This window comes from Klebsiella sp. Shm-1 (genome assembly GCF_040804525.1).
Taxonomy (GTDB): Bacteria; Pseudomonadota; Gammaproteobacteria; order Enterobacterales; family Enterobacteriaceae; genus Klebsiella; species Klebsiella pneumoniae.
On the sequence record NZ_CP161823.1, the window covers coordinates 362,609 to 375,291 of the forward strand.

Below are 12,683 nucleotides of genomic sequence, written 5' to 3' on the forward strand. Positions count from 1 at the left end.
AAGGCCTATGGAGAGTAAACGCCTCGATAATGCCGCGCTGGCGGCGGGCATCAGCCCCAGCTATATCAACGCGCACGGCAAGCCGCAGTCTATCGCGGCTGTCACCAAACAGCGCCTGCTGGATGCGATGCATCGCTCTACCGCCGCCACGAAAGTGGCGGTTAACCCGCTGCCGAACGTGAAAATTTTCACTCACGGCAAAAAAATGTCGCTGCCGGTGGCAGGACGCGGTGAGTATCAGTGGATCCTGACTACTGAGGACGGTAAGCAGTATCAAGGGAAAACCCGCGGCGGCGAGACGCTGCCGCTGCCGGCCAAACTGCCGGAGGGGTACCACTCCCTGACCCTCACCCAGGAGGGGGAGCGCTGGCACTGCCGAACTATCGTCGCGCCAGCCCGCTGCTATGAGCCGCAGCCGCTGAAAGAGGGGAAAAAGCTGTGGGGCACCTGCGTGCAGCTGTATACCCTGCGCTCCGAGAAAAACTGGGGGATCGGCGATTTTGGCGATCTGCGGGCCATGCTGCCGGAAATCGCCCGCCGCGGCGGGTCGTTTATTGGCCTTAACCCGATTCATGCCCTCTATCCGGCGAACCCGGAGAGCGCCAGCCCCTATAGCCCGTCTTCACGTCGCTGGCTGAACGTTATTTATATCGACGTCAACGCGGTTGAAGATTTCCAGCGTAGCGAAGAGGCGCAGGCGTGGTGGCAGTCTCCGGCAACGCAGCAGGCACTGCAGGCGGCGCGGGAAACGGACGATGTGGATTATACCGCCGTCACTACGCTGAAAATGACCGCGCTGCGTATGGCGTGGAAACAATTCTCTCGTCGTGAAGATGAGCAGATGACAGCGTTCCGCGAGTTTGTTCTGCGCGAAGGGGAAAGCCTCTACTGGCAGGCGGCTTTCGATGCGCTGCACGCCTGGCAGGTACAACAGGACCCGCTGCGCTGGGGCTGGCCCGCCTGGCCGAAGGCCTTTCAGGATATCGACAGCCCGGAAGTGAAAGCCTTCTGCGTCGAGCATGAGGATGACGTCAGTTTCTATCTCTGGCTGCAGTGGCTGGCCTGGAGTCAGTTTGCCGCCTGCTGGGAAACCAGCCAGCGTGACGGCATGCCGATCGGCCTCTACCGCGACCTGGCGGTGGGCGTCGCCGAGGGCGGGTCGGAAACCTGGTGCGATCGTGAACTGTACTGCCTGAAAGCATCCGTAGGCGCGCCGCCGGATATTCTGGGCCCGCTGGGCCAGAACTGGGGCCTGCCGCCGATGGATCCGCATATCATTGCCGCCCGCGCCTATGAGCCGTTTATCGACCTGCTGCGCGCTAATATGCAGAACTGCGGCGCGTTGCGCATCGATCACGTGATGTCTGTGCTGCGTCTGTGGTGGATCCCGTATGGTGAAACCGCCGACCATGGCGCTTACGTTCAGTATCCGGTCGACGATCTGCTGTCGCTGCTGGCGCTGGAAAGCCAGCGTCATCGCTGCATGGTGATCGGTGAAGATCTGGGCACGGTACCGGTGGAGATCGTCAGCAAGTTACGCAACAGCGGCGTCTATTCTTATAAGGTGCTCTATTTTGAGAGTGATGCAGAGAAAACGTTCCGCGCGCCGGCGCTGTACCCGGAGCAATCAATGGCTGTGGCGACGACGCACGACCTGCCCACTCTCCGCGGCTACTGGGAAAGCGGCGATCTGACGTTAGGTAAAGCGCTGGGCCTCTATCCTGATGAGGTGGTGCTGCGCGGACTGTACCAGGACCGCGAGCTGGCGAAACAAGGGCTGCTGGACGCACTGCATAAGTACGGCTGTCTGCCCAAGCGCGCCGGCCATAAGGCCTCGCTGATGAGCATGACGGGGATCCTCAACCGGGGGATGCAGCGTTATATTGCCGACAGCAACAGCGCCCTGCTGGGCCTGCAGCCGGAAGACTGGCTGGAGATGGCGACGCCGGTTAACATTCCGGGCACCAGCACCGAGTACCCGAACTGGCGCCGGAAGCTGTCCGTCACCCTGGAGCAGATGTTTGCCGATGAACGGGTCAATAAGCTGATTAAAGATCTGGATAAACGGCGCAAGGCGGCGAGCAAGAAAGCCGCCTCCTGATAACTTCCTGCCGCGCGCTCCTCTGCGCGGCGAAGAGCATGTCCGATAAAAAAGGCCGGCCCGCTTCACGCGGACCGGCCTTTTTCTGTGGCGGGAGTGACCTTACACCACCATCCCCAGCAGCAGACAGCCCACCAGGCCGCAGACTGAGATAATGGTTTCCAGCACCGACCAGGACTTGATGGTCTCGCCGATGGTCAGGTTAAAGTACTCTTTGAACAGCCAGAAGCCCGGATCGTTAACATGGGAGAAGATAACGCTGCCGGAGCCAACGGCGATAACCATCAGCTCCGGGCTGACGCCGGTGGTGGCGATCAGCGGCGCGGCAATCCCGCCCGCGGTGATGGCGGCTACGGTCGCCGAACCCAGCGCGATACGCAGCACCGCGGCGATAGACCACGCCATAAACAGCGGAGACATGTTCGATTCGTGCATGATAGAGGCGATGTATTTATCCATGCCGCTATCCACCAGCACCTGCTTGAAGGCACCGCCGCCGCCGATAATCAACAGCATCATGGCGATGATTTTGATCGAAGAGGTCAGGGTATCGTTGATCTGCTCCATGGAGCGGCCGCGGTTCAAACCGAAGGTGAACAGGGCAATCAGTACCGCAATCAGGGTGGCCATCACCGGGTCGCCGAAGAACTCGGCAATTGGCAGGAAGGCGTGGCCTTTCGGCAGGATCATCTCAGCCACGGCGCGCATCGCCATCAGGATCACCGGAACCAGCGAGGTCCAGACGCTGACGCCAAAGCCTGGCATCTCTTCTTCAGTGAACACTTTCGGGTTATGCAGGCCTTCCGGGATCGGCTTATCTATCCCTTTCAGGAAGCGCGCAAACACCGGTCCCGCCAGGATAACCGTCGGGATAGCCAGAATGGTGCCGTAGAGCAGCGTTTTGCCCATATCGGCATGGAAGATGGTGGCGATCGCGGTCGGACCCGGATGCGGCGGCAGGAAGCCGTGGGTGACGGAGAGCGCGGCTGCCATCGGTACGCCGACGTACAGCAACGGAATACGGGCCGAGGCGGCGATGGTGAACACCAGCGGCAGCATCAGCACGAAGCCCACTTCATAGAACAGGGCGAAGCCAACGGTGAAGCCGGTCAGGACCACCGCCCACTGAATATGCTTCTTACCGAACTTATTGATAAGCGTGGTGGCGATACGCTGGGCGCCGCCGCAGTCTGCCAGCAGCTTACCGAGCATAGCGCCGAAGCCCATGATCAGCGCGAGGCTGCCAAGGGTGCCGCCAACGCCGTTTTTGATGGAGACGATCACTTTATCCAGTGGCATACCCTGCATTAATCCGACGGCGAGCGCCACCAGAACCAGCGCAATGAAGCCGTTCATTTTGAAACGGATCATTAACAGCAACAACAGGGCAACCCCGATAGCAACGATGACTAATGGCATGATTTACCTGGCCTTAATTTGTTATGGGTAACGTCAAAGTTCGAACCTGTAGAGCATCCGCTCCGTCAGGGAGCAAAATAGTCTGGCGCCGTAAACGCTTGCATTATCCTTACCCAGAGAAAGGATAGCTGGCTATTTTTTTGCCGGTGGCGCCTGAAATGGATGATACGGGTAACATGTGAGGGTTGAGAATCACCTGACGGGGGAAAATGTTAAATATGAGACTTAAGTCATACTCTTTCCCCGGTTTTTGCCGGTCATTTAGCGGGAGATGTTGCGCGGTAACACAGAAAGGGCCAGGGAGGACCGGCGGCAGGGTGCCGCCGGAGGAAGGGCTTAGTAGTAGGAGTGCTCGCCGCGCTGATGCTCGGTCAGATCGCGAACCCCTTTCAGCTCCGGAAACTCGTTCAGCAGCTGTTTTTCAATACCTTCTTTCAGGGTCACGTCGACCATCGAGCAGCCGTTGCATCCGCCGCCGAACTGCAGGATAGCCAGACCGTCGTCGGTGATCTCCATCAGCGATACGCGGCCGCCGTGGCCCGCCAGCTGCGGGTTAATCTGCGACTGCAGCAGGTACTCGACGCGCTCCATCAGCGGGGCATCGTCAGAGACTTTGCGCATTTTGGCGTTCGGCGCTTTCAGCGTCAGCTGCGAGCCGAGCTGGTCAGTGACGAAATCAATTTCAGCGTCTTCCAGATAGGGCGCGCTGAGCTCATCGACATAGGCGGTCAGCTGTTCAAATTTCAGCGCCGTGTCGGTGTCTTCCACCGCATCCGGTGGGCAGTAGGATACGCCGCACTCAGCGTTTGGGGTGCCGGGATTAATCACAAATACGCGAATTTGCGTCCCTTCTTCCTGATTTGCCAGCAGTTTGGCAAAGTGCGCTTGTGCAGCATCGGAAATACGGATCATAGCGTTGGCCTAATAGTTGACTATTTTACTGGGTTATAATACGCCCATCAGCGGGGGTCTACAAGGTACGGCACAAACACCATACCTGAACCGTCGCGGCGCCGTTTCGCAAAAGCAGGCGGGATATCTCGGCGACGGTGCTGCCGGTCGTGACGACATCATCCACCAGAGCGATATGGAGTCCCTGCACGGCAAATTCAAGCTGAAAGGCATTTTTCAGGTTCTGCCTGCGCTGGCGGGCATTGAGCGAATGTTGGACGGCGCCGGCTCGCTGGCGAGTCAGGCCTTCGCGATGCCAGACGCATCCTCGCCAGCGGGCTAACGGTCGGCACAGTTCGTCGCACTGATTATAACCCCGGCGCCAGCGACGGCGATGCCATAGCGGCACGCCGACCAGAGCGTCTACTGGCGGCAAATCGTCACGCTGCAGAAGGCGCTGCAGCAGCAGACGCGCGAGGGCGGGGCCCAGCTCCGGGCGATGGTGAAACTTCAGCTGCTGCACCAGACCGCTCAGCGGCGGGCGATAGTCATTGACCGCCACCAGCCGATGCCAGGGAGGCGGCTTTTGCAGGCAGCGGCCGCAGGGGTGACGGGATGCCGCCGCCGGCAGGCCGCACTGCGGGCAGAGCGGGGGACAGGCGAGCAGGGCGCGGCTGCAGCGGGAGCAGATCCCCCAGCGGGCGACTGCCAGCGGCATTTGGCATAGCCAGCATAAGCTGTGTGCTGTTAGCATATTTGGCCTTCTGTCCAGTAAAAAGAGAACGGTAACGGATGAACGACATCTGGTGGCAAACAATCGGCGAAGGAGATTGTCATCTTGTGCTGCTGCACGGCTGGGGGCTGAACGCTCAGGTATGGGATTGCATCACGCCGCAGCTGGCTTCGCATTTTACCCTCCACCTGGTGGATCTGCCGGGCTATGGCCGCAGCGGCGGGTTTGGGGCGATGTCGCTGGAGGCGATGGCGCAGCGGGTGCTGGAGCAGGCCCCTCCACAGGCGGTGTGGCTGGGCTGGAGCCTGGGCGGGCTGGTGGCCAGCCAGGTCGCGATTATGCGTCCGGAACGCGTGCAGGCGCTGGTGACGGTTGCCTCTTCCCCCTGTTTCGCGGCTCGTGACGACTGGCCCGGCATCAAGCCCGAGGTGCTGGCCGGATTTCAGCAGCAGCTGAGCGACGATTTCCAGCGCACCGTCGAGCGATTCCTCGCCCTGCAAACCATGGGCACAGAGAGCGCGCGTCAGGATGCGCGGGTGTTAAAGCAGGCGGTGCTCTCGCTGCCGATGCCTTCCGCCGAGGCGCTGAATGGCGGACTGGAGATCCTCAGAACCGTCGATCTGCGTCAGGCGCTGGTCAGGCTGCCGATGCCGTTTCTGCGGCTGTATGGCCGGCTGGATGGACTGGTGCCGCGCAAGATCGTCCCATTGCTGGATGACCTGTGGCCGGAAAGCGAGTCAATCCTCTTCGATAAGGCCGCGCATGCGCCGTTTGTTTCCCATCCCGCGGCCTTCTGCGAGCCGCTGCTGGCGCTGAAGACGCGGCTGGGGTAATTTTTTTTGCCGCGCCATGGTAAAAGGGCCATTCCTAGCAATACTTAGGTTGTTACGGTGGTTGATTATTTCAATCCGCCACCGTGACCTACAATAACAACCTTATGGAGAGTAGAGGCTATGAAACTTGTTACAGGAATGGTTGCATCTCTGGTGATAGGCACCCTCTCTTTCGGCGCATTCGCCGCGAAAGAGATCCAAAAAGAAGACGTGGCGAAGATGAATCTGACCAAGGTCGGTAGCATTACGACCTCCAGGACGACGTCGCCGATGGATGCCCGACGCGATCTGTCGAAAAAAGCCGATGAGCTGGGTGGGAAATACTTTGTGGTGATTGCCGGGCAGAAAAACGAAAAAACCGTACACGCGAACGCTGACGTTTATAAATAATCCAGTCATAAGAAAACGGGCCTGCTGGCCCGTTTTTCATAGCTGTCTTACTCGTTTTACCTCGTTGCGCGACCAGGCCTGACTCCTTTCATCGCAGCGCCCACCACTCCTGCCGGCACGCCGCTTTCCCTTCAGGGCAACTTTTACAGCTGCCGGAGAGGCAGCCCTCGCTCGTTTCGCTGATCCGGACCACCTTACCCATGGCTTCCATTCGCTCAAGCATGGCGTCAATCAGCGGCTGAGGCGTCTGCAGGCGAGCACTGAGCTGTTTCGCCTCCATGCGGCCCTGCAGGGCCAGCATATCGCGGACTTCCATTAACGACGCCACAGTCCCTCCTTAGTGGCAATCGCCAGCCGGGCTGGAACAGCAGGAGGCCGGCGTTTTTCTCGTGGCCAGCAGCGAGACGTCCACCCGGCTGCGCGCCCGGCGCAACAGGCCGAAGAGCACCACGTTGAACAACACTACCGCCAGGATACACACCAGACTGTAGCGCGGGTGATCGCTAAAGCTAACGGTCTGGTAATAGAGCGTCGAGAGCGAATAGGCGATATTCAGCCCCCACAGGATGGAGAAGGTCATCCAGCCGCGGCTTGATTCGCGGGCGATGGCGCCCATCACCGAGATGCAGGGAATATAGAGCAGGACGAAGATCAGGTAGCTGTATGCCGCCGCTGCGCTGCCAAATTTACTGCCCATCACCCCCATGGCGCCGGTGGCCATTTCGCCATCGCCTTTGCTGGCTTCGATGGGGTTGGCCAGGACGCTGAGGCTGAAGGTGTCTTTCAGTCCCTGCCATGTCTCATCGACGGCGGCGAGCAGTTCTTCGCCGAGACTGAAGGTCTGCGGATTGAATTCCTCATTCTGGATATCTTCGGCGGTATAGAGGGTGTTCAGCGTACCCACTACCACTTCTTTCGCCATCGCGCCGGTAAACAGGCCGACGGTGGCCTGCCAGTTATCTTCATGCACGCCGATCGGTTTAAACACCGGCGTAATGACCCGGCTCACCGAGGCCAGCGCGGAGTCGTTGATGTTGTCGACGACCTTACCGCTCAGTGAGAAACTGTTCAGCGCACTGAGGAAGATGCTGACGATGACGATCACCTTCCCGGCGCGCAGCACAAAGCCTTTCAGGCGCTGCCAGGTCTGGATAATCAGACTTTTGATATGCGGAACGTGGTACACCGGCAGCTCCATCACGAACGGCGAGGCTTCGCCGCGCATAATGGTGTGCTTCAGCATCAGGCCGGTGAGGATGGCCATCACAATGCCCAGCACATAGAGCGAGAAGACCGCCAGCGCGCCGTTCTGACCAAAGAAGGCGGCCGCGAAGACGGCGAAGATCGCCAGCCGCGCGCCGCAGGACATAAACGGCGCCATCATAATGGTCATCAGACGCTCGCGCGGCGCGTCAAGGGTGCGGGCGCCCATCACCGACGGCACGTTGCAGCCAAAACCGACAATCAGCGGGACGAAGGATTTCCCCGGCAGGCCGAGGGCTTGCATCAGGCGATCCATCACAAAGGCGGCGCGCGCCATGTAGCCGGAGTCCTCAAGGAAGGAGAGAAACAGATACATCATGCCGATCTGCGGCACCAGCGGCAGCACGGTGTTGATACCGCCGCCGATCCCCTGGGCGAGGAACACGGTCAGCCAGTCCGGGAAGTGCAGGGTGTAACCCAGCCATTGAATGCCATGCACAAAGATCGCGACCGAGCCGGCATCGAAAATCGGCTGCAGCGCGCCGCCGATGTTGATCGCCAGCAGGAACATCAAGTACATGACAAAGAGAAAAATCGGCAACCCGAGGAAGCGGTTGAGGATCACTTTGTCCATCGCGGCGGTGAAGCGGCTTGGTTCGGCGGTCAGGGTATTGCTGACGGCGTCGCAAATGGCGGCGATGGTCTGATAGCGCGCGTCAGCGATGTGCAGCGCCGGGTCGTCGATCTCGTCGCTGAGATTCGCCAGGGCGATATCCAGTTTATCGGCGGCGTCGCCGGCATAGGCCCGGCTGTAGATATCGCCCTCCAGCATCTGCAGACCCAGCCAGCGCCGCTGCCGGGTCGGGATCTGCGCTGACATCTGCTGCGCCAGTAGGTCAGCTTCGCGCAGCAGCGGCTGCGGATAGTGGACCAGCTCAAGATCGCTGTTCGCCTGATGACGGTCGAGGGCGATCTTCAGCGCTTCGATCCCCCGTCCGCGAGTCGATACCAGCGGAATGACCGGGCAACCGAGACGGGCGGCGAGGGCGTCGATATCGATCCGCACCTGCTGCTTTTCGGCGATATCCAGCATGTTCAGCGCGACGACGCAGGGGATCCCCAGCTCGAGCAGCTGCAGCGTCAGATAGAGGTTGCGCTCGAGGTTGGAGGCATCGACCACGTTAATCAGCATGTCGGCGTCGCCGCTCAGGATGTAGTGGCAGGCAATCTGCTCGTCCAGCGAGGTCTGCGAGGAGATGGTGGTCAGGGAGTAGGTTCCCGGGAGGTCGACCAGCGTGACCTGGTGGTCAGTGGTGGCGAAAATCCCCTCTTTACGCTCAACGGTCACCCCAGCCCAGTTGCCCACGCGCTGGCGAGCGCCGGTCAGCTGATTAAATAAGGTGGTCTTGCCGGAATTAGGATTACCAATTAAACCAACGGTTAATTTTTGCATATTTCAGACTCTTGTGCCGGGCCAGCCGTTATTGTGCAACCGCTTCCAGTTCGATTAAGGCGAGATCTTTTTTGCGTAATACCAGACTGACGCGTCGGGTTTCAATATGAACAGGATCGCCGAGCGGCGCCACGCGAACCACATGAAAAGAGGAACCGGGCAGCATGCCGAGGGAGAGCAGTTTCTGACGGTATGCTGGGCTAATATCGCGAGAAAAACCGGTAATTTTCCACGCACTATCAGGTGTGAATTGCATAGGGCCTACTTGTCTATCGCTAACCGAAGAAGAATTTTCCGGACGCCTGGAGGCAGTTGCGCCGGGGACCGTAGCCAACGAAAAAAGAAAAAACGTTCTGTAATCGATGATAATGAGAATGGTTTTTATCATCAATACATATGATGCGCTGCAGGCTATTTTTAAAGTGAAAATCACCTTTTTATTGATATGCCGCAAAGTCAGCCTGTAATCAAAAATGCGCGAAATATTATTTCGACGATCTAATGTTTAATTAAGGTTTCTGAAGTTAACGAAATGAAAATATTAATTTCGCTGCCTTTCAGGCATGGAATAAAAGCAGGTTATCAGAAACAACTGAACCTGTTTTGCGCGTGATGGCGATGGCCTGGTCATGAAAAAAAACTGCCCCTGAAAAAGGGGCAGGGAGAGTTTAGCGTTTTTTACCCATCGCTGCGGCGAGGGCATCCATCATCGCGCTGTTGCCGGCAGGCTGCGCCTCGCGACCGCGGGGTTTGGCGGCTTTCGCAGCCGGGCGATTTCCCTGCGGGCGCTCCTGACCACCGCCGCGGCGGGCGTTGCTGTCGCCCGGCTGCTCGTCGAGACGCATGGTCAGGGCGATACGCTTACGCGGCAGATCGACTTCCATCACTTTGACCTTGACGATGTCGCCCGCTTTCACCACGGTGTGCGGATCCTCAACAAACCGGTCAGAAAGCGACGAAATGTGTACCAGTCCGTCCTGATGAACGCCGATATCAACAAACGCGCCGAAGTTGGTGACGTTGGTGACGGCACCTTCCAGAATCATTCCCGGCAGCAGGTCATTCATGGTCTCCACACCATCGGCGAACTTCGCGGTCTTAAACTCCGGACGCGGATCGCGGCCCGGTTTTTCCAGCTCTTTGATAATGTCGGTGACCGTCGGGACGCCAAACTTCTCATCGGTGAAGTCCACTGCCTTCAGGTGGCGCAGCGCACTGCTATTGCCCATCAGATCTTTTAGCGCCTGCTGGGTGGCGGCCAGAATACGTTCGACCACCGGGTAAGCTTCCGGGTGAACGGTGGAGGCATCCAGCGGGTTGTCGCCGTGGTTGATACGCAGGAAGCCCGCGCACTGTTCAAAGGCTTTCGGCCCCAGACGGCTGACTTTAAGCAGCTGCTGGCGGTTCTGGAACTGACCATTCTCGTCGCGCCAGGCGACGATGTTCTGCGCCATCATGCGGGTCAGGCCGGCGACGCGGGTCAGCAGCGGAACGGAGGCGGTGTTCAGGTCAACGCCGACGGCGTTCACACAGTCTTCCACCACCGCGTCCAGCTTACGCGCCAGCTGGGTCTGGCTGACGTCGTGCTGATACTGGCCGACGCCAATGGATTTCGGGTCGATTTTCACCAGCTCGGCCAGGGGATCCTGCAGACGGCGGGCGATGGAGACCGCGCCGCGCAGCGACACGTCGAGGTCCGGAAACTCCTGCGCCGCCAGCTCGGAGGCGGAGTAAACGGAAGCCCCGGCTTCGCTGACGATCACCTTCTGGGCGGTGACCTTCGGGAACTGTTTCTGCACGTCGAGGAAGAAACGCTCGGTTTCACGCGAGGCGGTACCGTTGCCGATGGCCACCAGCTCAACGTTGTACTTCTCACACAGCGCGGCGACGGCGACGGCCGCTTTGGCGGCCTGGCCGGTGTGGGGATAGATGGTATCGGTAGCGACCAGTTTACCGGTGGCGTCGACGACGGCCACTTTCACCCCGGTGCGCAGGCCCGGATCGAGTCCCATGGTGGCGCGCAGCCCGGCGGGCGCGGCCATCAGCAGATCGTGCAGGTTGCGGGCGAAGACGTTGATTGCCTCGTCCTCCGCGCGTTCGCGCACGGTGCCCATCAGCTCGGTTTCGAGATGCATCAGGACTTTGATCCGCCAGGTCCAGCTGACGACGCCTTTACGCCAGCTGTCCGCCGGGGCGTTATTCAGGCGCAGGCCCAGGTGGTCGATAATAATTTGCTCGCCGTGGCTCTCTTTCGGCGGCTCGTCAAACTGCGGGTCAGCGTTTAAAGAGAGCTGCAGGACGCCTTCGTTGCGACCGCGGAACATCGCCAGCGCGCGATGCGACGGCACGGTGGCGATCGGTTCATGGTGATCGAAGTAGTCGCGGAATTTAGCGCCTTCCTCTTCTTTACCGCTGACGACGGTGGAGACCAGGTGGGCGTTTTTCCACAGATAGTCACGGACCTTCGCCAGCAGCGCGGCGTCTTCGGCAAACCGCTCCATCAGAATATAGCGCGCGCCGTCCAGGGCCGCTTTGCTGTCGGCTACGCCCTTATCGGCATCAATATATTTTGCGGCCTCCGCTTCCGGATCGTGGGCCGGTTCGTTCCACAGCAGGTCAGCCAGCGGTTCGAGCCCGGCTTCGATAGCGATCTGCCCGCGTGTACGGCGCTTCGGCTTGTAGGGCAGGTAGAGATCTTCCAGTTCGGTTTTGCTGAGCGTGGTGTTGATGGCTTTTTCCAGCGCGTCGGTCAGTTTGCCCTGTTCAGCGATGGATTTGAGGATCGCCTGACGACGGTCTTCGAGTTCGCGCAGATAGCCGAGGCGAGTTTCCAGATTACGCAGCTGCGTGTCATCCAGACCGCCGGTGACTTCTTTACGATAACGTGCAATAAACGGCACGGTGTTCCCTTCATCAAGCAGGCGAACGGCAGCTTCTACCTGTTCGGCTCTGGCCTGAAGTTCACCCGCAATAATGCGGCAGAGCGAATCATTCATCATGGCTTTTAATTCATCTTTAGGGTCAAAAAACAGGGACTAGTTATACGGACTGACGGCTAAAAATACCAGCCGCGCCGGGCGTCTCTCGGAAAGTTCTTGTCTATTTAACGTATTCGATCTCGTTGACATACCAGCTGGCTTCGCCCGCCGGCGTGTTGACGATGGCCAGATCGCCAACCTCTTTTTTTAACAGTGCGCGCGCCATCGGCGAGTCGATGGAGATATAGTCTTTGCGGCCAAAAATTTCATCGTAACCGACGATGCGAAAGCGCTTGATATCGCCTTCATCGTTTTCAATCTCTACCCAGGCGCCGAAGAAGACTTTACCTTCCTGTTGCGGCGAGTAATCGACGATTTTCAACTGTTCCAGACATTTGGTCAGATAGCGGACCCGGCGATCGATCTCCCGCAGGCGCTTTTTGTTGTACTGGTAGTCCGCGTTCTCGCTGCGGTCGCCGAGGCTGGCGGCCCAGGTCACCTTTTTGGTCACTTCCGGACGCTCCTGGCGCCACAGGTAGTCCATCTCCTGCTTCAGTTTTTCATATCCCTCGCGGGTGATCAGCGGCGTTTTCATCGTGAGTTCAACCTTCTGACTGTCTGTCGTTGCGCACAATTTGTAGCGCGTAATAATACCGACAGGATAAATACTGTGTCTTATGAT

11 protein-coding genes are annotated in these 12,683 nt (G+C 59.0%); 3 read left to right on the forward strand and 8 right to left on the reverse strand.

Annotated features, from left to right (window positions below; genetic code table 11):
• Positions 1–7 precede the first annotated feature (7 nt).
• Positions 8–2,101, forward strand: coding sequence for a 4-alpha-glucanotransferase (gene malQ, locus AB1E37_RS01665; protein WP_002920543.1), 2,094 nt, complete (start codon positions 8–10; stop codon positions 2,099–2,101).
• 102 nt (positions 2,102–2,203) lie between these two features.
• On the opposite strand, the gene gntT is transcribed toward malQ, so the two are convergent.
• From gntT to gntX, 3 genes are all read right to left on the reverse strand, one after another.
• Positions 2,204–3,520 carry a gluconate transporter gene (gene gntT / locus AB1E37_RS01670; RefSeq protein ID WP_002920542.1) on the reverse strand — a complete coding sequence of 439 codons (1,317 nt, stop codon included), beginning with the start codon at positions 3,518–3,520 and terminating at the stop codon, positions 2,204–2,206.
• Between the two features lie 336 nt (positions 3,521–3,856).
• Positions 3,857–4,432, reverse strand: coding sequence for a Fe-S biogenesis protein NfuA (nfuA, locus tag AB1E37_RS01675; RefSeq protein ID WP_002920540.1), 576 nt, complete (start codon positions 4,430–4,432; stop codon positions 3,857–3,859).
• A gap of 58 nt (positions 4,433–4,490) precedes the next feature.
• Positions 4,491–5,165 (reverse strand): DNA utilization protein GntX, encoded by a 675-nt coding sequence (gene gntX / locus AB1E37_RS01680; RefSeq protein WP_004185961.1) that lies wholly within the window; start codon positions 5,163–5,165, stop codon positions 4,491–4,493.
• 38 nt (positions 5,166–5,203) lie between these two features.
• On the opposite strand from gntX, the gene bioH reads away from it, so the two are divergent.
• Positions 5,204–5,977 carry a pimeloyl-ACP methyl ester esterase BioH gene (bioH, locus tag AB1E37_RS01685; RefSeq protein WP_023317326.1) on the forward strand — a complete coding sequence of 258 codons (774 nt, stop codon included), beginning with the start codon at positions 5,204–5,206 and terminating at the stop codon, positions 5,975–5,977.
• 120 nt (positions 5,978–6,097) lie between these two features.
• Positions 6,098–6,367: a YdgH/BhsA/McbA-like domain containing protein gene (locus tag AB1E37_RS01690; protein ID WP_002920510.1), complete on the forward strand. Its 270-nt coding sequence runs from the start codon at positions 6,098–6,100 to the stop codon at positions 6,365–6,367.
• A gap of 88 nt (positions 6,368–6,455) precedes the next feature.
• Here AB1E37_RS01690 and feoC read toward each other — a convergent pair whose 3' ends face one another.
• From feoC to greB, 5 genes are all read right to left on the reverse strand, one after another.
• On the reverse strand, positions 6,456–6,695 hold the full coding sequence (gene feoC / locus AB1E37_RS01695; RefSeq protein ID WP_002920509.1) for a [Fe-S]-dependent transcriptional repressor FeoC: 240 nt from the start codon (positions 6,693–6,695) through the stop codon (positions 6,456–6,458).
• Positions 6,696–6,704: 9 nt separating this feature from the next.
• Entirely contained in the window at positions 6,705–9,023 is a 2,319-nt protein-coding gene (gene feoB / locus AB1E37_RS01700; RefSeq protein WP_002920508.1) for a Fe(2+) transporter permease subunit FeoB, read from the reverse strand.
• Between the two features lie 28 nt (positions 9,024–9,051).
• Positions 9,052–9,279, reverse strand: coding sequence for a ferrous iron transporter A (gene feoA / locus AB1E37_RS01705; protein ID WP_002920506.1), 228 nt, complete (start codon positions 9,277–9,279; stop codon positions 9,052–9,054).
• Between the two features lie 412 nt (positions 9,280–9,691).
• Positions 9,692–12,022 (reverse strand): Tex family protein, encoded by a 2,331-nt coding sequence (locus tag AB1E37_RS01710; RefSeq protein ID WP_004150056.1) that lies wholly within the window; start codon positions 12,020–12,022, stop codon positions 9,692–9,694.
• A gap of 100 nt (positions 12,023–12,122) precedes the next feature.
• Positions 12,123–12,596, reverse strand: a complete 474-nt coding sequence (greB, locus tag AB1E37_RS01715; protein ID WP_002920503.1) for a transcription elongation factor GreB — start codon at positions 12,594–12,596, stop codon at positions 12,123–12,125.
• Positions 12,597–12,683: the final 87 nt, after the last annotated feature.

What these genes read in the sequence shown, in the direction of transcription:
- AB1E37_RS01710 (WP_004150056.1), bottom strand. Translation starts at nt 12,022, where the DNA reads ATGATGAATGATTCGCTCTGCCGCATTATTGCGGGTGAACTTCAGGCC.
- feoB (WP_002920508.1), bottom strand. Translation starts at nt 9,023, where the DNA reads ATGCAAAAATTAACCGTTGGTTTAATTGGTAATCCTAATTCCGGCAAG.
- malQ (WP_002920543.1), top strand. Translation starts at nt 8, where the DNA reads ATGGAGAGTAAACGCCTCGATAATGCCGCGCTGGCGGCGGGCATCAGC.
- gntX (WP_004185961.1), bottom strand. Translation starts at nt 5,165, where the DNA reads ATGCTAACAGCACACAGCTTATGCTGGCTATGCCAAATGCCGCTGGCA.
- AB1E37_RS01690 (WP_002920510.1), top strand. Translation starts at nt 6,098, where the DNA reads ATGAAACTTGTTACAGGAATGGTTGCATCTCTGGTGATAGGCACCCTC.
- feoA (WP_002920506.1), bottom strand. Translation starts at nt 9,279, where the DNA reads ATGCAATTCACACCTGATAGTGCGTGGAAAATTACCGGTTTTTCTCGC.
- gntT (WP_002920542.1), bottom strand. Translation starts at nt 3,520, where the DNA reads ATGCCATTAGTCATCGTTGCTATCGGGGTTGCCCTGTTGTTGCTGTTA.
- bioH (WP_023317326.1), top strand. Translation starts at nt 5,204, where the DNA reads ATGAACGACATCTGGTGGCAAACAATCGGCGAAGGAGATTGTCATCTT.
- greB (WP_002920503.1), bottom strand. Translation starts at nt 12,596, where the DNA reads ATGAAAACGCCGCTGATCACCCGCGAGGGATATGAAAAACTGAAGCAG.
- nfuA (WP_002920540.1), bottom strand. Translation starts at nt 4,432, where the DNA reads ATGATCCGTATTTCCGATGCTGCACAAGCGCACTTTGCCAAACTGCTG.